We start from the raw sequence: 18,438 nt of genomic DNA on the forward strand, positions 1-18,438 counted from the left end.
TAAAAATGATCTAAGCGGGCCAGCTCGGCCCAAGAGACACTCGGGAGGCCCCATGGCACATCAAACCGGCATACGCTTTCTTCTGAACGGCAAGGACATTGTGCTGGACGACGTGAAGGCGACCACCACCCTGCTGGATTTCCTGCGGCTGGAACAGCGCCTGACCGGCACCAAGGAAGGCTGTGCCGAGGGCGACTGCGGCGCCTGCACCGTACTGGTAGGGCGTCTGCAGAACGGCGCGCTGCGTTATGAGGCGGTGAACGCCTGCATCCGCTTCCTGGCGTCGCTCAACGGCTGCCACGTTGTGACGGTTGAGCATCTGTCCGGCCCCAATGGGCGTCTGCACCCGGTGCAGCAGGCGATGGTCGAATACCACGGCAGCCAGTGCGGCTTCTGCACCCCCGGTTTCGTGATGTCGCTGTACGCACTGTGGATGGAAAACCCGCAGCCCACCGAGGTGGAAGTTGAAACCGCCGTTCAGGGCAACCTCTGCCGCTGTACCGGCTATGAGCCGATCGTGAAGGCAGCGCTTGCGGTGAACCAGTACGGCACCCCGGCCAATGATTACCTGACCACCGAACGCGACGCGCTGACCGCCAGGCTGAAGGCGATCCAGCCCAAGGCCCGTGTCGTGACCGGCCCCGAGGACGACCGCGCCATCCTGCCGCTGGACGCGGCGGATCTGGCAGAGGTGCTGGCAGAGAACCCCAAGGCGACCATCGTCGCGGGCTCCACCGATGTGGGCCTGTGGGTCACCAAGTTCATGAAGCCGATCTCGCCGGTGGTGTTTGTCGCCCACCTGGAGGAACTGAAGGCGGTTGAGCTGACCGATGACGCGCTGACCATCGGTGCCGGCGTCACCTATACCGAGAGCGAAGCGGCAATCCGCGATGCCTTCCCGCATCTGAGCGCCTACTGGGACCGCATCGCCGGCTGGCAGGTACGCAACATGGGCACCATCGGCGGCAATATCGCCAACGGCTCGCCCATCGGGGATACCCCGCCGGTGCTGATCTCGCTGGGTGCCGAGGTGATGCTGCAAAAACAGGGCGGCGCCCGTACCCTGCCGCTGGAGGATTTCTTTATCGACTACGGCAAGCAGGACCGCGAGCCGGGCGATTTCGTGGCCTCGATCCGTATTCCACGCCCGGTGGCAGGGCAGATTGATGCCGCCTACAAGATCTCCAAGCGCCGGGATGAGGATATCTCCTCGGTCGCCGCCGGGGTCAGCGTCACCGTGAAGGACGGCGTGATCACCTCTGCCCGGATCGCATTCGGCGGTATGGCAGCAACGCCCAAGCGCGCTGCGGGCGCTGAGGCCGCGCTTGTGGGCCAGCCCTGGGGCGAGGCCGCGTTTGACGCCGCAGCGGAAGCGGTGAAGCAGGACTTCACTCCGCTCAGCGACTGGCGTGCCTCTGCGGAGTACCGCGCGCTGACGGCCAGCAACCTGCTGCGCCGCTTCTACCTGGAACATGATGCGGGAACCGCCGGTGCTGTCCGGCTGGCCGTCGCCTGAGGAGGATTTGCGATGAAAGACCATCAGACCATCAGCGGCGCCGTGCACCATGACCGCCAGCACGACAGTGCCATCAAGCATGTGACAGGCCGCGCCGAATACACCGACGATATTGCTGAACCCTATGGCACGCTGCACGCGTACCTGGGTGTCTCCACCGTCGCCCACGCCAATATCAAGGGCATCGACCTGTCAGCTGTGCGCGCTGCGCCCGGCGTGGTGGACGTGCTGACCGCCGATGACATCCCCGGCGTCAACGACATCAGCCCCACCGGCAAACATGACGAGCCGGTGTTCCCGACGGAGAAGGTCGAATTCCACGGCCAGCCGATGTTTGCGGTCATCGCCGAAACCCGCGATGCCGCCCGCCGTGCGGCTGAGCTGGCGCAGGTGGATTACGAGGTGCTGCCGCACGCGCTGGACCCGGTCCAGGCGCAGGAGGCCGGGTATCCGATGATCACCGACCCGCTGAAGCTGGAGCGCGGCGATGTCGAGGCCGGCCGCAAGGACGCCCCCCACCGCATCCAGGCGCAGATGACCGTCGGCGGCCAGGACCACATGTATCTGGAGGGGCACATCGCCTTTGCCATCCCCGGCGAAGATGAAGATGTGACCGTGCATTGCTCCACCCAGCACCCCAGCGAGGCGCAGCATATGGTGGCGCATGTTCTGGGCGTGGCGAACAACGCGGTCACCGTCAACGTGCGCCGCATGGGCGGCGGCTTTGGCGGCAAGGAAAGCCAGATGAACCTGTTCTGCGCGGTGGCTGCAATCGCTGCGAAGAAACACAACCGCCCGGTCAAGATCCGCCCGGACCGCGATCAGGACATGACCGCCACCGGCAAACGCCATGACTTCGTGATCGACTATGACGTGGCCTTTGATGACGCCGGCCGCATTCAGGCGGTCGAGGGCGGCTTTGCCGCGCGCTGCGGCTATTCCTCGGACTTGTCGGGACCGGTCACCGACCGCGCGCTGTTCCATGCGGATAACGCCTATTTCTACCCGAACGTGCTGCTGAAAAGCCGTCCGATGAAGACCAACACGGTGTCCAACACCGCTTTCCGCGGCTTTGGCGGCCCGCAGGGTGTGGTCGCGGCGGAGCGGATGATCGAAGAGATCGCCTATGCCCTCGGCAAGGACCCGCTGGATGTGCGCAAGGCCAATTTCTATGGCGAAGAGGGCCGCGACCTGACGCCCTATCATCAGAAGGTGGAGGACAATATCCTCGATCGGCTGATCACGGAGCTGGAGGAAAACGCCGAATACCGCAAGCGCCGGGAAGAAATCATCGCCTTCAACAAAGACTCGAAGATCATCAAGAAGGGCATTGCCCTGACCCCGGTGAAATTCGGCATTTCCTTCACCGCGACCTGGTACAACCAGGCGGGCTCGCTGATCCATGTCTACAATGACGGCTCGATCCACCTGAACCACGGCGGCACCGAGATGGGGCAGGGCCTCAACACCAAGGTGGCGCAGGTTGTGGCCGATGCGTTCCAAGTGGATTTTGAGCGCATCAAGATCACCAAGACCACCACCGAGAAGGTGCCGAACACCTCCGCCACCGCGGCCTCTTCGGGCTCGGACCTCAACGGCATGGCGGCGCTTGATGCGGCGGAGCAGATCATTGCCCGGCTGACCAAATTCGCGGCCGAGAAGCACGGCGTGGCCGAGGCCGACGTCGAATTCCTGCCCAACCGCGTGCGCGTCGGCAGCGAGGAGATCCCCTTCGATACGCTGGTCAAAGAGGCCTATATGGCCCGCGTCCACCTGTCGGCGGCGGGCTTCTACAAGACGCCGGAAATCCACTGGGACCGCGCGGCGGGCAAGGGGCAGCCGTTCTTCTACTACGCCTATGGCGCGTCCTGCTCCGAGGTGTCGGTCGACACGCTGACCGGCGAATACCGGGTGGAACGCACCGACATCCTGCATGACGTGGGCCGCTCGCTGAACCCGGTGCTGGACAAGGGCCAGGTGGAGGGTGCCTTCATCCAGGGCATGGGCTGGCTGACGACTGAGGAGCTGTGGTGGGACGGCGAAGGCCGCCTGCGCACCCATGCGCCCTCGACCTACAAGATCCCGCTGGCCTCCGACCGGCCGCGCGTCTTCAACACGCAGCTGGCCGAATGGTCGGTGAACAAGAAGCGCACTATCAAGCGATCCAAGGCCGTGGGCGAGCCGCCGTTCATGCTGGGCATCTCGGTGTTCGAGGCGCTGTCGATGGCTGTCGCCAGCACCGCGGACTACAAGGTCTGCCCGCGCCTGGATGCACCGGCTACGCCGGAGCGCGTGCTGATGGCGATCGAAACCCTCAAAGGGCAGGGCTGAGCCATGACCCGCCGCCTCTCCCTCCAGGACTTTCTGGCCAGCCGCAAACATGTGGTGCAGGTCGTGCTGACCCGCGTCCGCGGGTCCTCCCCGCGCGAGGCCGGCACCTGCATGTTTGTGGCGGCAGAAGGCCTGTGGGGGACCATTGGCGGCGGCCAGCTGGAATATATTGCAATCGACCACGCCCGGCGGATGCTGAAGCAGGGTGTAATCAGCGACACACTGGATGTGCCGCTGGGGCCGGAGATCGGCCAGTGCTGCGGCGGACGGGTGGAAATGTCGCTGGCGCAGATGCGCCAGACCGACCGCGACGACGCCATTGCCCGCCAGCAGGCCGAGGAACAGGCGCTGCCGCATGTCTATGTGATGGGGGCGGGCCATGTGGGCCGGGCGCTGGCGGATCTGTTCCAGCATATGCCGGTGCGCTGCATCCTGATCGACCAGCGCGCCGAAGAGCTGGCCCTGTGTCACGCGGATGTGGAAATCCGCCAAAGCGCTATTCCTGAGATCGACATCGCCACCGCCCCTGCGGGCAGTGCGTTCATCGTTCTCACCCATGATCATGCGCTCGACTTCCTGCTTGCCTCCGCTGCCCTGCAGCGCGGCGATGCCGGCTATGTCGGCCTGATCGGATCGGCCACCAAGCGGGAGAAGTTCCGCCGCTGGTGCCGGGACCATTGCGACGGTCTTGCAAGCGACCGTCTCATCTGCCCCATCGGGGCAAGCGGTAGCCGCGATAAGCGGCCCAGCGTCATCGCAGCCTTCGTGGCGGCGGAAGTGATCGCTGATCTGACCTCTGAAACTGCCGCGTCCGCTCCATCTCGGAGCACTGACCTGCCCCAGGCGGGTAAGCAACCGGACGCAGAGGGAGATACGGCTGGAGCAAACAGCCGTTAAGACTGCGTCCTCTTGACAGGAGGAGGCCGCCATGACCGGGCGGAGCTACACGTACAAACTGTTCGCGCGGAATGACTTCAGTGCATTCTGGGCGCTGTTCACAGACAACCTGATCAACCTGATCGTGCTTTCGGGCATCTGTCAGTTTGTCTTCAACATGCCTGCCGACATCGTGTTCGGCCGCATCGTGCCCGGCGCCGCAGTGGCGATCCTGGCCGGTATCGCGGTCTACACCTGGCTGGCCAAACACACCGCCGAGAAAGAGGGCCGCGACGTGACCGCGCTGCCCTATGGCATCTCGACGCCCGTGATGTTCGTCTATCTGTTCGGTGTGATCGGGCCGATCTACTGGTCCACCAATGACGCCATGCTGGCCTGGCAGGTGGGCATTGGCGCCGGCTTCATGGGCGGCATCGTTGCGGGCCTTGGCGCCATCGTCGGCCCCTGGCTCAAGCGGGTGACCCCGCGCGCCGGTATGCTCGGCACGCTCTGCGGTATTGCGCTGGTGTTCATCGGCACCGTGCCGCTGGCAACGATTTTCGAAAACCCGTTCATCGGCTTTGCCTCGATGATCATCATCCTGTGGGGCCTGGTGGGCCGCCACCGGCTGCCGTTCAACATCCCGGCAGGCCTTCTGGCGCTGATCGTCGGCACAGTCGTGGCGCTTGGCATGGGTGAGGCCTCGGTGTCTCTGGATGGCGTGGGCATCTACCTGCCGGTCCCGTACTTCGGTGACCTGATTGCCGGCATCCAGCATCTGTTTGCCAACCCGGAGCTGTTCCTGGTCCTGGTGCCGGTGCAGATCTACAACTTCATCGAAACCATGAACAACGTCGAAAGCGCCGAAGCGGCGGGCGACCACTACCCGGTGGCCCTGTGCCAGGTGACCGATGGCGTCGGCACCATGATCGGTGCGGTCTTCGGCTCGCCGTTCCCGACCACCGCCTACATCGGCCACCCGGCTTACAAGCGGATGGGCGCACGTTCCGGCTATATCATCGGCGTCGGCCTGGTGATCCCCTTTGCCGCCTTCTTTGGCCTCCTGGCGTTCCTCAACAACCTGATCCCCGTGGCTGCGGCCGCGCCGGTGCTGGTGTTTGTGGCGCTCAGCCTGGTGACCAACACCGCGCATTCGGTGAAGACCGACCATATCGCTGCGGTGACCATCGCAATGATGCCGCATGTATCGGCCTTCCTGGTGATCAAATGGGGCGCATTGGCCGGCGCATTGGGCGCACTGGGTGCCACCGGCATGGCGCAGCTGGGCGACCCGGAACTGACCGCAGCGCTGCTGCAGCAGGGTGCGCACTACGAGGGCCATCTGGCGCTCAGCCAGGGTGCCATCCTGACCGGCCTGATCTGGGGCGCCATCGTGGCCAGCGTGATCGACGGCGACTTCCGCAACGCGGGCGGCTTTGCCCTGGCGGCGGCGGTGATGTCGCTGGTCGGCGTGATCCACTCTGCCAGCCTGCATTGGCCCGAGTTCAGCGGCGTCGCCATGGGCTACCTGATCGCCGCGGCCTTCCTGTTCATCTACCCGATCTTCCACAAGGCGGATGAGCACGAGGAAGCCGAAGATGACGGCATCAAACCGCATGTGCCGCACCTGCCGGCGGGCGAATAACCCGACCACACTCACGGAACAGGGCAGGGGGCGGTGCGCCGCCCCCTGCCAGTGAACAAGGACATTAAGAGACATGACACCGAAACAGACGCTGCTGCGCGGCCGGGTGCTTTCCTTCACCGCCGAACCGCAAGACCCCCAGGACACCAGCGCCTATGAGTTCATCGAGGACGGCGCGCTGCTGGTCGCGGACGGCATGATCCTGGCCAAGGGCAGCTATGACGCGCTCGCTCCGCAGGCCGCAGGCGCCGAGGTGATCGACCACCGCCCGCACATCCTGATGGCCGGCTTCATCGACACCCATCTGCATTTCCCGCAGGTGCAGGTGATCGCTTCCTGGGGCTCGCAGCTCTTGGAGTGGCTGAACAACTACACCTTCCCGGAGGAGGTCCGCTTTGCCGATGCCGGCCACAGTGCCGGGATGGCCGGGCATTTCTTTGACCTCTTGACCAGCCACGGCACCACCACCGCCGTTGCCTATTGCTCGGTCCACAAAACCTCCGCCGAGGCCTATTTCACCGAGGCCGCCCGCCGCAACATGCGGATGATCGGCGGCAAGGTGCTGATGGACCGCAACGCGCCCGAGGGCCTGCTGGATACGCCGGTCAGCGGCTATGACGACACCAAGGAACTGATCGCGAAATACCACGGCAAGGGCCGCGGGCTTTATGCGATCACCCCGCGCTTTGCCATCACTTCCACCCCCGATCAGATGGAAATGGCCGGCGCGCTCGTGCAGGAGCACCCGGACTGCTACGTGCAGACCCACCTGTCGGAAAACCAAGACGAGATCGCCTTTACTGCCGAGCTTTATCCGCAGGCGCGCGATTATCTGGACGTCTACCAGTCCTATGGGCTGTTGACGGAAAAGATGCTGCTGGGCCACTCGATCCACCTGCAGCCGCGCGAGATTGACGCCCTGGCCGAAACCCAGGCCAAGCCGGTGTTCTGCCCGACCTCGAACCTGTTCCTTGGCAGCGGATTGTTCGACGACGCAGGCCTGCGCAGCCGCGGCATCACCAATGCCATTGCCACCGACATCGGCGCGGGCACCAGCTATTCGATGCTGCAGACCCTGAACGAGGGCTACAAGGTCCTGCAGCTGCAGAACCAGAAACTGCACCCCTTGCGCGCCTTCCACTGGATCACCCGCGGCAACGCCGTGGCCCTGGGGCTGGAGGACAAGATCGGCACGCTGGAAGCAGGCACCGAGGCCGACATCGTCGTGCTCGATTCCCGCGCCACCCACGCGATGGACCTGCGGATGCAGCGGGCGGAAACCCTGTCCGAAGAGCTGTTCATCCTGCAGACCCTGGGCGACGACCGCTCCATCGCGCAGACCTATGTGGCCGGCCAGCCGATGAAATCCTGACATCGCCGCCGCGGGCCAGCGCCCGCGGCACTTCCCCCTTTTCTTACCATAATCATGATTACAAACTTTTTGCGTGTGTGGCCGCAAAGTTAAAATGTCACCCAAGAGCAATTCAGGAATGTCACTCTGTCCTCAAAAATCATTGAGGGTGAGCAGACATGGGATGGGTGGTTATGAGCGAGCGCGAGTTGAACCGCGTGGAGGTGCTGGCGCAAGTCGATGATGGTCAGTTGAGCGTTGATAATGCGGCGAACATGTTGAACTTAACACCGCGGCAGGTTTTCCGACTGTTGAAGCGGTATCGTCAGGATGGCGCATCCGCGATCCGGCACAAAGCGCGTGACAAACCTCCGAACAATCGCATCCATCATGCCAAGCGTGATTATGCGCTGAGCTTGATCAAGGAGAGTTTTGCCGACTTCGGGCCAACCTTGGCAACGGAGATGCTGGCTGAGCATCATGGCTTCAAAGTCTCCCGCGAGACGGTGCGCAAATGGATGCAGGAAGACGGCATTTGGTTGTCACGCAAGCAACGCCGGACATTTCATCAGCCGCGCTTGCGCCGGGAATGCTATGGCGAGCTGATCCAGATTGACGGCTCAGACCACCGATGGTTCGAGGATCGCGGCGACCCCTGCACCTTACTCATCTTCATCGATGATGCGACCAGCACGCTGATGGAACTGCGGTTCGTCAAATCCGAGAGCACATTCAGCTACTTTGAGGCGTTGGAAAGCTATCTGCTGAAGCATGGCCGCCCGGTAGCGTTCTACAGCGACAAGCACACCGTCTTCCGCGTTCCAAAACCAAACGAACACATGACAGGCATGACCCAATTCGGACGCGCCCTGGCCGAGCTGAACATCGAGATCATTTGCGCCAATTCTTCCCAAGCCAAAGGCCGCGTGGAACGCGCGAACCGCACACTGCAAGACCGTCTGGTCAAAGAACTGCGCATCGCGGGCATCTCCAACATGGATGACGGGAATGCCTTCCTTGCGGGCTTCATCGAACGCTACAACACCAAGTTTGCAAAGGCTCCGGCCAAACCAGACAACCTGCACCGAGCCTTGAACATCGAACCTGATCGCCTCGCCGAAGTCTTCTGCCTGCGCGACAGACGCTATGTCACAAAGGATTTGACTCTGAAGTACGACCGCAAGCGCATCCGGTTGGAGGTCAACGACCTGTCGCGCGGCTTGGTTGGCAAATACGTGGAAGTGTACGAGATGCTAGACGGACGCATCCAGGTGCGCGCAAAAGGCGTCGCCCTGCCCTGCAGCATTTTCGATCCGCACCAACAGCGCGTCACACACGCGGCCATCACGGAAAACAAGCATCTCAGCGCCGTCCTCGCCCACATCAAAGAGGAACAAGAGAAGGCCGTGCCGCCGCCCAAGGTCAAACCTGTCAGTGCCAAGAATGGATACAAAAACACCGGACGCCGCCCGCCGGGACGACCGTCAAAGATGGAAGCCTACTATGAACGGCGAAGGGCGGAACGGGCGGCAGAAGCGAAGGCAGCGGAGACTACTTCTGGAACGTCCAAAGCTCTTCATCCGCTTGAATAGCCGCGACAACTTCCTTGGCGCGAGCCGTAGCTCCTCTCGCAGGCCCTAAGCCCATATAATTCGCCTCGATATCCACGAGGTAATTGACTTCTTCTTCTTCTGTTGCACCCCGTCGGAGCTGCCCTGCCGCTTGAAGGAGATAGCTGTCATATTCGTCGGCGAACGGCTGGCAGTCTTCATCATCCCACTTCTGTCCATCAGCCAAAAGCCCGATTGGGTCCCACTTCGACCAACCAATATCCCGCAGACGAGAAAGCTTAATTTTCGGCGGTGGTGTCAGTGGCGGATCAAGCAGCGGCATCTCAAATCACTCAAAGGTATCTGGTTCGATTGCAGACTACCTGATCCCGCAAGGCTTTTCAGCCCTGCGATATTTGAGGTCTCCGGGCTGCTAAGCCTTGCTCCCGTCGCGCTCTATGGTGACATTTCTACATGGTTGCAACATGCGTGCCGATTTCGCGCACGTGCTGCAAAGGCGGCAACAAGCCGCCCAGGAATAATTGACAAAATTAGTAAATTATAATACCCGCCGCGCTCGAAGGAGTTGCGGATGTTTTACGACCTGGCTGAATTGCGCGCATTTGGCGCCCGTCCCTGTCTGATTACGGCGGATGGAACCCAGCTGACCTATGCCGCTTTGGCGGATGCTGCCGAACAGTTTACCCGCCAATTGCCGCAAAACCGGCGGCTGATTGCGGTTGAGGCCGCGGGCGCTCCCGAGGCCATCACCGCCTGTCTCGGCGCCCTGGCCGCAGGCCATGCCGTCATGCCGCTGCCCGCCGGGGATGAGGCCACCGCCGAAAGCCTGACAGACCGTTTCCGCCCCGCTGCCAGCTTCCGCTGCATCGGCGGCTCTTGGCAGCTTCTGACCCATGCGCATGAACCGGCGGATATCCACCCGGACCTTGCCCTGCTGCTGCAAACCTCCGGCAGCACCGGCCACGGGCGCGGTGTGCGCCTGTCCGCCAATGCTCTGGACAGCAACGCCCGCGCCATTGCGCAATATCTGGAGATCCAGCCCCAGGACCGCGCCGCGCTGATCCTGCCGCTGCATTATTCCTACGGCCTGTCGGTGCTGCACTCGCATCTGGCAGCCGGCGCCAGCCTCTGGCTTGCGCCCGGCTCAGTGCTGGAACCCGGTTTCGCCGCAGCGCTGGCGGCCTCCGGCGCCACCAGCCTGGCCGGCGTGCCGCATCACTTCCGGCTGCTGGAGAGCGCAGGCCTGTCCCAGGCGCTGCCGGAGACCATCAAGACCCTGACTGTAGCCGGCGGTGCGATGGAGGCGGAGCAGGTCCGCAGCTGGGCCGCGCGGATGCAGGCCCGGGCGGGCCGGTTCTTCGTCATGTACGGCCAGACCGAGGCGACAGCACGGATCAGCTATCTGCCGCATGATCAGGCTTTGGACCACCCCGGCGCCGCAGGCCGCGCCATCCCCGGCGGCCAACTGCTGCTGCGTGATGCGGGCGGCAAGGACATCACCACGCCTGAAGGCGAGGGTGAGCTGGTCTACAAAGGCCCGAACGTGATGATGGGCTATGCCGAGGGCAGCGCCGATCTGGCCAAGGGTGCAGAGCTCAGCGAACTGGCTACCGGCGACCTGGCCCGGCGTGATGCCGATGGGCTGTACCATATCACCGGGCGGCTGTCGCGGATGTCCAAGATCGCGGGCCTGCGCATCGGACATGACGCCATCGAACGCGCACTGGCTGCCCAGGGGCATGAGGCCGCGGTCTGGGGTGATGACACCCGCATCTCCATCGCCATCTGCGGGCCAGAGGACGGCATCGCCGCGCTGGCTGCCAGGCTTACCGGCGTCGGCCAGCAGCATTTCACCGTGCTGCCGCGCAAATCCCTGCCCCGCCGCGCCAATGGCAAGATCGACTATCCGGCGCTCAAGGCGCAATCCGCCAAACCCGCGCGCACCAAGAACGTGCTGGCCGCCTATCAGGCCGCCTTTGCGCCGCAGACCGTGGGCCGCAACGACAGTTTTGCCTCGCTCGGCGGCGACTCGCTGCGCCATGTGGAGCTGTCGCTGGCGCTGGACGACGCTCTGGGCGGCGCCCCGGCCGGCTGGGAAACCATGCCCATCAAGGCGCTGGAGACCACCGCCCCGGCCCGCGGCAGCAGCCTGCCGTTTGAGCTGGTCGCGCGGGTGGTTGCAATCCTCGCCGTGGTCATCGCCCATCAGACCCATTGGCCCACTTACGGCGGCGCCGCCGCAATGGTGATCCTGATGGGGATGAGCGTTGCCGGCTACCGCTGGGACGCGCTGAGCACCGGTGACATGCGCAGCTTCTTCAAACCCGTCGCCGCGGTGCTGATCCCCTATTACTTAGTGCTGGCCGGCTATGCCGTCGCGTGGGAACAGGTGCCCTGGGTCTCTGTCTTCCTGGCCGGGAATTTTGCCCTGACCACGCCGGAAACCCATCTGATGCTGCCCTATCTCTACTGGTTCGTGGAGGCCTATTGGCAGATCACCCTGCTGATCGCCCTGCCCTTTGCCTTGCCGCCAGTGCGGCGCTGGCTGGCACACCAGGGCGCCTACCGCACCGGGCTTTGCCTGCTGGGGTTTGCCGTGGCTATCCGCCTGATTGCGCCGGAGGTCTGGAACATCGGCGGCCGGGCGCAGTTCACGGTGCCTTGGGTTCTCTATCTCTTTGCCATCGGCTGGTGCATCACTGCCGCCCGCGGGTTGCACCAGCAGCTGGTGCTGCTGGGTGCCGCCTGCGTGATCATGCCCGCAGCCGCCTATCTCGGCGGCAACTGGTACGGCGGCTGGATCAAGTATATGTGGCTCTTGGCGCTGATCGCCGGGCTGATCTTTGTCCAGCGGATGCCGCTGCCGCGCCCGGTTTCCCGCGCCGTCATGCGGCTGGCACAGGCCGCCTTCCCGATCTACCTGCTGCACCGGCTGGTGCCGGAAATCCTGATGCCGATGATCGGGCTGGAAGGCCGCACTGCGCTGGTCAACACGCTCGGCATCCTGGGCGGCATTGCCCTGGGGCTGGCGGTGGCTTCACTTCAGCGCCAGCTGGTGCGGACCTGGGTCAACGCCCGCGCCCGCCAGCCGGCCCTTGCGGAGGCCTAGACGAGCGCCGCCACCGCATTGCCAATCCGGCTCAGCGCCTCGCGCAGCTCCGCCTCGGACGTCGCATAGGAAATCCGGAAATAGGGTGAAATGCCAAAGGCGCGGCCCGGCACCACCGCCACATGGTGCTGCTCCAGCAGGTAGGCGCAGAAATCCGCGTCCGTCTCCAGCACTGCGCCCTCAGGAGTGCGCTTGCCCAGAACGCCAGCACAATTGGCGAATGTGTAGAACGCCCCTTCCGGCACCGGGCAGCTGATGCCCTCCATGGCGTTCAAGGCCTCCACCACCAGATCGCGCCGCGCCTGGAAACTGGCCCGCCGCTCTGCCAGCACCTCCTGCGGGCCGTTCAGCGCCGCCACTGCCGCCGCCTGCGACACCGAGGAGGGATGCGAGGTCGATTGCGACTGCACCACCTTCATTGCATCAATCAGCGCCTTCGGCCCGCCCGCATAACCCAGCCGCCAGCCGGTCATCGCATAGGCCTTGGAGACGCCGTTCACCGTCAGCACCCGGTCCTTCAGCCGCGGCTCCACCTGCGCGGGGGTGGCAAATTCAAACCCGCCATAGGTGATGTGCTCATACATGTCGTCCGCCATCAGCCAGACATCCGGATGCCGCAGCAGCACCTCCAGCAGCGGTTTGTAATCCTCCGCGCTGTAGCCTGCACCCGCCGGGTTCGACGGCGAATTCAGCAGCAGCCAGCGGGTGCGCGGCGTGATCGCCGCCTCCAGCTTCTCCGCCGTCAGCCGGAAACCTGTGCCGTCCCCGCAAGGCACCAGCACCGGCGCGCCGCCTGCAATGCGGATGATATCGGAATAGGACGTCCAGTACGGCGTCGGCACGATCACCTCATCGCCGGGGTTGAGGCTGGCCATGAAGGCATCGAACAGGATTTCCTTGGCGCCGGTGCCCGCGATGATCTCGTCCAGCGCATAGTCCAGACCGTTGTCGCGCCTGAACTTCGCCTGGATTGCCTGCCGCAGCGCCAGCGTGCCGCCAAGCGGGGTGTATTTGGTCTCCCCCGCCTGCATCGCGGCAGCGGCGGCCTCTTTAACGTGGTCCGGCGTGTCGAAATCCGGCTCCCCGGCGCCAAGGATGATCACCGGCGCGCCCTGGCGCTTCATCTCTGCCGCCTTGGCGCCGATGGTCAGGATTTCAGATACTTCGATCGGGTCAAGACGGGTGGCGCGGCGGAACTGGGCCATGGCAAAGGCTCCCTGCTGACTGGGTCGCATTCAGAGTGAAGCATCCAATCAGCTAGGAAAACCAGCCGGTTTCGACGGCATCCATTCCTGTTCGTCATGCCCGGCCTATCGGCCAGGTGAAACATCTCACTCTGGTCTGCTCCGCAACTGCTTGCGCATCCAGGCTTCCAGCTTCTGCACCGCCTCCGGCACCACCCCGTGCGGGCGTACCAGATAATAGCGCTTGCGCGACTCCAGCGCAGGCCCCGGTATCCGCATCAGATCACCGCCCGCGATCTCCCGCGCCACCATGTCATATGGCACAATCGCCGCCCCCAGCCCCGCCGTGGCGGCAGCGATCACCATCGAGTGCTGGTCGAAATAGCGGCCGTCCTGCCGCGCCCCCCCCGCCAGCCCTGCGCGCTCGAACCACTCCGCCCAGGAGCCCGCGCGGCTTTCCAGATGCAGCAGCGGCGCCTGCCCCCAATTGCCCGCCTGCTCCAGCTGATGCACGGCAAAGAAGCCGGGCGCGCAGACCGGCACCATCTCCTCGCCGAACAGCGGCGCCATATGGGTGCCAGGCCAGTTGTCCAGCCCGTAATGCACCGCCAGGTCAAAGTTCTCGCGGGCAAAGTCAAACGGCTCCAAGCGGGTGGAGAAGCTCAGCTCCACCTCCGGGTGGCGTGCAAAAAAATCCGGCAGCCGCGGGATCAGCCAGAGGTTGGCGAATGCCGGCAGCACCGCAATGCGCAGGGCCGACCGCCCGGCCCCGGCGGCGGCTGCCTTTTGCAGTGTCGCGCGCAAGCCCGCCAGATCCAGCTCCAGGTCGCTGGCCAGCCCCTGCCCGGCCGGCGTCAGCACCACGCCGCGGCCCGCCCGCTGGAACAGGTCGAAGCCCAGGTCGCCTTCCAGCTCCTTCACCTTCTTGCTGACGGCGCTCTGGGTCAGACCCAGCTCCTCCCCCGCAGCGGTAAAACTCTGGTGTCGCGCAGCACTTTCGAAACAGCGCAGATGGGTCAGGCTTGGCAGCCGCATGTCACTTCTCCTCCAGCTGCGAAACCAGCCACTCGCGGAACTTGATCAGCGGATAGTCCTCCGCCTGATCCGCGGGCCAGACCAGGAAATACTCGCCCAGGCTCACCGCAGCCCCCTCCATCGCCAGCGCCAGCCGGCCCTGCGCAATCTCGTTCTCGGCCAGGAAATCCGGCAGCAAGGCCACCCCCAGCCCATGCACCGCCCCCTGCGTCATCGCCGACGATTGGTCAAACAGCATCCCCCGCAGTTTGGCAGCCGGCACATCGTGCAAGTGAAACCACTGCTCCCAGCAGTCCGGGTGCGTCTCCAGATGCAGCAGCGGATAGTCCAGCAGCTCCGCCGGGCTGGCAACCGGCGCATCCATCAGCCCCGGCGCACAAACCGGCAGCACGTGTTTCGGCATCAGCGGCAGGTACTCCACCCCCGGCCAATCCCGCGTGCCATAGTGGATCGCTGCCTGCGCGGTGCCCGCGTCAAAGCTGAACGGCAGGTTATGCGTATGCAGGTTCACCGTGATGCCGGGATGCGACGCGGCAAACCCCTTCAGCCGCGGCGCCAGCCAATGCAGGCCAAAGGACGGCAGGATCGACAGGGTGAAACTGCCGCCGTCCGGGTTTGCGCGCAACTTGACCGAGGCCTGCGCCAGCCGCGTCAGGATTGCGCGCGCCTCCTTGGCAAAGCCGGTGCCCGCCGGCGTCAGCTGCATCCGCATCTGGTCCCGGGCAATCAGATCCACGCCCATCTGCTCCTCCAGCTGCTTCAGCTGGCGGCTGATGGCGCTTTGCGTCAACGACAGGTCCGCCGCCGCAGCTGAAGCGCTGCCCAGCCGGTCCACGGCCTCCAGCGCCAAGAGCGACGGGATCGAGGGCAGAAAGCGGCGCGGGGCAATCATATGATCTTTGCTCATATCTTCAGGATTTAGTTTCAATAGCAATCCGCGCCGGAGGGTGCAATTTCTATATCAGACCGACGCCCGGCGGGACATCCGCGCAAAGCAAGCTAAAGTTTTGCTCATGCCCTGCCCTCGCATCATAAGGATTCCGACATGCCCCATTCCGACATCCTCGCCGCTGCAGGCCTGACCGGCGCCGAACTTTCCGGCGGCAGCCTGACTGTCACCACGCCGGTGGACGGCAGCGAAATTGCCCGCCTGAAAACCCACACCGCTGCAGAGGCCGAAGCGCAGATCGCCGCTGCCAAGTCCGCCTTCAAGTCCTGGCGCCTGGTCCCGGCCCCGCGCCGCGGCGAGCTGGTGCGCCTGCTGGGTGACGAACTGCGCCGCGAGAAGGAAAACCTGGGCCGCCTCGTCACCCTGGAATGCGGCAAGATCTATCAGGAGGGGCTTGGCGAAGTGCAGGAGATGATCGACATCTGCGACTTTGCGGTGGGTCTCTCGCGCCAGCTTTATGGCCTCACCATCGCCTCCGAACGCCCCGGCCACGCGATGCGCGAGAGCTGGCACCCGATGGGCACCTGCGGCATCATCACCGCCTTCAACTTCCCCGTTGCCCCCTGGTGCTGGAACGCGGCACTGGCGCTGGTCTGCAGCGATCCGGTGATCTGGAAACCGTCGGAGAAAACCCCGCTCACCGCACTCGCCGTTCAAAAGATCTGCGAGCGCGCCATGGCCGCCTTTGGTGGTGACGCGCCCGAGGGCTTGATCCAGGTGCTGATTGGCGAGCGTGATCTGGGCGAGGCGCTGACCGCCTCCAAGGACGTTGCCATTATCTCCGCCACCGGCTCCGTGCCGATGGGCAAGGCAGTGGCCGCCGACATGTCGAAACGCCTTGGCCGCACCATTCTGGAGCTGGGCGGCAACAACGCGATGATCGTGGCCCCCTCCGCCGATCTGGAGATGGCCCTGCGCGCCATCGTGTTCTCCGCCGTCGGCACCGCCGGCCAGCGCTGCACCTCCCTGCGCCGACTGATTGTGCATGAAGACATCTATGACCAGCTGATCCCGCGCCTGATCAAGGCGTATGAGGGCCTGCCCATCGGCGACCCGCTGGCCGATGGCACCCTGGTCGGCCCGCTGATCGACGGCGCAGCGCTGGACGCGATGACCAGCGCGCTGGAGCGTGCGCAGGCAGAAGGCGGCACCGTTCATGGCGGCACCCGGGCGCTGGCGGACAGCTTTGCCAACGCCGCCTATGTGCATCCGGCAATTGTGGAGATGCCCGGTCAGACCGCCATCATGCACACCGAAACCTTCGCCCCGATCCTCTATGTGGTGAAATACACGGATCTCGACCAAGCCATTGAAATGCAGAACGAAGTGCCGCAAGGCTTGTCCTCCTGCATCTTCTCCACCGACGTGCGCGAAACGGAATATTTCCTCTCGGCAGCGGGCTCCGACTGCGGTATTGCCAACGTGAACATCGGCCCCTCCGGCGCTGAAATCGGCGGCGCTTTCGGGGGCGAAAAGGAGACGGGCGGCGGCCGCGAAAGCGGTTCTGACGCCTGGAAAGGGTACATGCGCCGGCAGACCAACACCGTGAACTACTCACGCGCGCTGCCGCTTGCTCAGGGGATCAAGTTTGACATCTGATCTGGCGTCCTGCCTCTGGCACCAAACCTGCCAGGAAAACCCCGCCTTCCCGGAACTCACCGGGGAGGCAACGGCCGATCTGGTGGTGATCGGCGGCGGCTATACCGGCGGCGCGGCGGCACTGAAGGCTGCGGAACTGGGCGCCTCGGTCCGCCTGATCGAGGCCGGGGACATCGGCAGCGGCGGTTCAGGGCGCAACGTGGGGCTGGCAAACGCCGGCCTCTGGCTGCCGCCGGAGGACATCAACGCCGCACTCGGCACCAAGGCCGGCAGCCGCCTGTCAGAGCTGCTGGCAGGCGCGCCGGACATGGTGTTCGATCTGATCGAAAAACACGCCATCCAATGCGAGCCGGAGCGCGGCGGCACCCTGCACTGCGCCCATGCGCCCGGCGGGATGAACGACCTGCGGCGCCGCCACGGCCAGCTCACCGCCATTGGCGCTCCGGTAAAACTTCTCTCCCGCGAAGACGCCATCCAGCGCACAGGATCCGAGGCCGTGCACGGCGCCCTGTTCGACCCGCGCGCGGGCACCATCCAGCCGCTGGCCTATGTCCGCGGCCTTGCCCGCGCCGCCGCCGCGGCGGGCGCGCAGCTGCACGCGCAATCGCCTGCCACCGCCATCAGCCAAGAAGGCCCCACTTGGCATGTGGCAACACCCAAAGGCAGCCTCCGCGCCAAACACCTGATCATGGCGACCAATGCCTATGCCCGCGAAATCTCCGGCTACGCCGCGCCGCAGGTCATTCCGGTGCATTACTTCCAGGCCGCCACCGATCCGCTGCCCGGCCCGCTGCTGGACAAGATCCTGCCAATGAAGGAAGGCTGCTGGGACACCGCGCTGGTGATGTCGTCGTGGCGGCTGGATCAGGCCGGGCGGCTGGTGATCGGCGGCATGGGCGCGCTCAACCATGTCGGCAGCGCTCTGCACCGCAGCTGGCTGCCCCGCAAACTGTCCGCGCTGTACCCCGAACTGAAAGACGCAAAGCTCAACAGCCACTGGCACGGCCGCATCGCCATGACCACCGAACACCTGCCCAAGATCCTAGAGCTGCAGGGCGGTTATGCCTGTTTCGGCTACTCCGGCCGCGGCATCGGCCCCGGCACCCTGTTCGGCGCTGCCATGGCCGAGGCACTGCTGAGCGGGGACAGCGCCTGCCTGCCGGTGCCGCCCGCGCCGGGCCACAGCCTGCCGTTCGCAGGCCTGCGCAGCGCCTATTACGAAACCGGCGCCACGCTCACTCATCTCATCAGCAATAGATGAAAGAAAAGGCG

13 protein-coding genes are annotated in these 18,438 nt (G+C 64.5%); 9 read left to right on the forward strand and 4 right to left on the reverse strand.

The window, feature by feature from the left end; translation table 11 throughout:
- Positions 1–52: 52 nt before the first annotated feature.
- From xdhA to N6L27_RS20905, 6 genes are all read left to right on the forward strand, one after another.
- Positions 53–1,516, forward strand: coding sequence for a xanthine dehydrogenase small subunit (gene xdhA, locus N6L27_RS20880; protein WP_271909364.1), 1,464 nt, complete (start codon positions 53–55; stop codon positions 1,514–1,516).
- A gap of 12 nt (positions 1,517–1,528) precedes the next feature.
- On the forward strand, positions 1,529–3,847 hold the full coding sequence (gene xdhB, locus N6L27_RS20885; protein ID WP_271909365.1) for a xanthine dehydrogenase molybdopterin binding subunit: 2,319 nt from the start codon (positions 1,529–1,531) through the stop codon (positions 3,845–3,847).
- 3 nt (positions 3,848–3,850) lie between these two features.
- The gene (gene xdhC, locus N6L27_RS20890; protein ID WP_271909366.1) at positions 3,851–4,744 is read left to right on the forward strand and encodes a xanthine dehydrogenase accessory protein XdhC; all 894 of its coding nucleotides are present in this window, start codon (positions 3,851–3,853) and stop codon (positions 4,742–4,744) included.
- A 31-nt stretch (positions 4,745–4,775) separates the two neighbouring features.
- Complete coding sequence (locus N6L27_RS20895) at positions 4,776–6,368, forward strand: xanthine/uracil/vitamin C permease (RefSeq protein WP_271909367.1); 1,593 nt, start codon at positions 4,776–4,778, stop codon at positions 6,366–6,368.
- 73 nt (positions 6,369–6,441) lie between these two features.
- The gene (gene guaD / locus N6L27_RS20900) at positions 6,442–7,740 is read left to right on the forward strand and encodes a guanine deaminase (RefSeq protein WP_271909368.1); all 1,299 of its coding nucleotides are present in this window, start codon (positions 6,442–6,444) and stop codon (positions 7,738–7,740) included.
- A 158-nt stretch (positions 7,741–7,898) separates the two neighbouring features.
- On the forward strand, positions 7,899–9,311 hold the full coding sequence (locus tag N6L27_RS20905) for an ISNCY family transposase (RefSeq protein WP_271909369.1): 1,413 nt from the start codon (positions 7,899–7,901) through the stop codon (positions 9,309–9,311).
- On the opposite strand, the gene N6L27_RS20910 is transcribed toward N6L27_RS20905, so the two are convergent.
- A complete protein-coding gene (locus N6L27_RS20910; protein ID WP_271909370.1) occupies positions 9,271–9,612 on the reverse strand; it encodes a hypothetical protein in 342 nt (113 codons plus the stop codon). The genes N6L27_RS20905 and N6L27_RS20910 overlap by 41 nt on opposite strands.
- A 249-nt stretch (positions 9,613–9,861) precedes the next feature.
- Between N6L27_RS20910 and N6L27_RS20915 the strand changes: the two genes are divergently transcribed.
- Entirely contained in the window at positions 9,862–12,399 is a 2,538-nt protein-coding gene (locus N6L27_RS20915) for an AMP-binding protein (RefSeq protein ID WP_271909371.1), read from the forward strand.
- Here the strand turns inward: N6L27_RS20915 and N6L27_RS20920 are convergent.
- From N6L27_RS20920 to N6L27_RS20930, 3 genes are all read right to left on the reverse strand, one after another.
- Entirely contained in the window at positions 12,396–13,604 is a 1,209-nt protein-coding gene (locus N6L27_RS20920) for a pyridoxal phosphate-dependent aminotransferase (protein WP_271909372.1), read from the reverse strand. The genes N6L27_RS20915 and N6L27_RS20920 overlap by 4 nt on opposite strands.
- Positions 13,605–13,730: 126 nt before the next feature.
- Positions 13,731–14,618: a LysR substrate-binding domain-containing protein gene (locus tag N6L27_RS20925; protein ID WP_271909373.1), complete on the reverse strand. Its 888-nt coding sequence runs from the start codon at positions 14,616–14,618 to the stop codon at positions 13,731–13,733.
- A gap of 1 nt (position 14,619) precedes the next feature.
- Positions 14,620–15,525, reverse strand: coding sequence for a LysR family transcriptional regulator (locus N6L27_RS20930; protein WP_271909374.1), 906 nt, complete (start codon positions 15,523–15,525; stop codon positions 14,620–14,622).
- 138 nt (positions 15,526–15,663) lie between these two features.
- On the opposite strand from N6L27_RS20930, the gene amaB reads away from it, so the two are divergent.
- Complete coding sequence (gene amaB, locus N6L27_RS20935; protein WP_271909375.1) at positions 15,664–17,166, forward strand: L-piperidine-6-carboxylate dehydrogenase; 1,503 nt, start codon at positions 15,664–15,666, stop codon at positions 17,164–17,166.
- Positions 17,156–18,427: an NAD(P)/FAD-dependent oxidoreductase gene (locus N6L27_RS20940; protein ID WP_271909376.1), complete on the forward strand. Its 1,272-nt coding sequence runs from the start codon at positions 17,156–17,158 to the stop codon at positions 18,425–18,427. The genes amaB and N6L27_RS20940 overlap by 11 nt, the downstream gene beginning before the upstream one ends.
- The last annotated feature ends 11 nt before the right edge of the window (positions 18,428–18,438 follow it).

Origin of the sequence: Leisingera sp. SS27 (assembly GCF_028368855.1) — a bacterium.
In the GTDB taxonomy this organism is placed as follows: domain Bacteria; phylum Pseudomonadota; class Alphaproteobacteria; order Rhodobacterales; family Rhodobacteraceae; genus Leisingera.

What these genes read in the sequence shown, in the direction of transcription:
- xdhA (WP_271909364.1), top strand. Translation starts at nt 53, where the DNA reads ATGGCACATCAAACCGGCATACGCTTTCTTCTGAACGGCAAGGACATT.
- xdhB (WP_271909365.1), top strand. Translation starts at nt 1,529, where the DNA reads ATGAAAGACCATCAGACCATCAGCGGCGCCGTGCACCATGACCGCCAG.
- xdhC (WP_271909366.1), top strand. Translation starts at nt 3,851, where the DNA reads ATGACCCGCCGCCTCTCCCTCCAGGACTTTCTGGCCAGCCGCAAACAT.
- N6L27_RS20895 (WP_271909367.1), top strand. Translation starts at nt 4,776, where the DNA reads ATGACCGGGCGGAGCTACACGTACAAACTGTTCGCGCGGAATGACTTC.
- guaD (WP_271909368.1), top strand. Translation starts at nt 6,442, where the DNA reads ATGACACCGAAACAGACGCTGCTGCGCGGCCGGGTGCTTTCCTTCACC.
- N6L27_RS20905 (WP_271909369.1), top strand. Translation starts at nt 7,899, where the DNA reads ATGGGATGGGTGGTTATGAGCGAGCGCGAGTTGAACCGCGTGGAGGTG.
- N6L27_RS20910 (WP_271909370.1), bottom strand. Translation starts at nt 9,612, where the DNA reads ATGCCGCTGCTTGATCCGCCACTGACACCACCGCCGAAAATTAAGCTT.
- N6L27_RS20915 (WP_271909371.1), top strand. Translation starts at nt 9,862, where the DNA reads ATGTTTTACGACCTGGCTGAATTGCGCGCATTTGGCGCCCGTCCCTGT.
- N6L27_RS20920 (WP_271909372.1), bottom strand. Translation starts at nt 13,604, where the DNA reads ATGGCCCAGTTCCGCCGCGCCACCCGTCTTGACCCGATCGAAGTATCT.
- N6L27_RS20925 (WP_271909373.1), bottom strand. Translation starts at nt 14,618, where the DNA reads ATGCGGCTGCCAAGCCTGACCCATCTGCGCTGTTTCGAAAGTGCTGCG.
- N6L27_RS20930 (WP_271909374.1), bottom strand. Translation starts at nt 15,525, where the DNA reads ATGAGCAAAGATCATATGATTGCCCCGCGCCGCTTTCTGCCCTCGATC.
- amaB (WP_271909375.1), top strand. Translation starts at nt 15,664, where the DNA reads ATGCCCCATTCCGACATCCTCGCCGCTGCAGGCCTGACCGGCGCCGAA.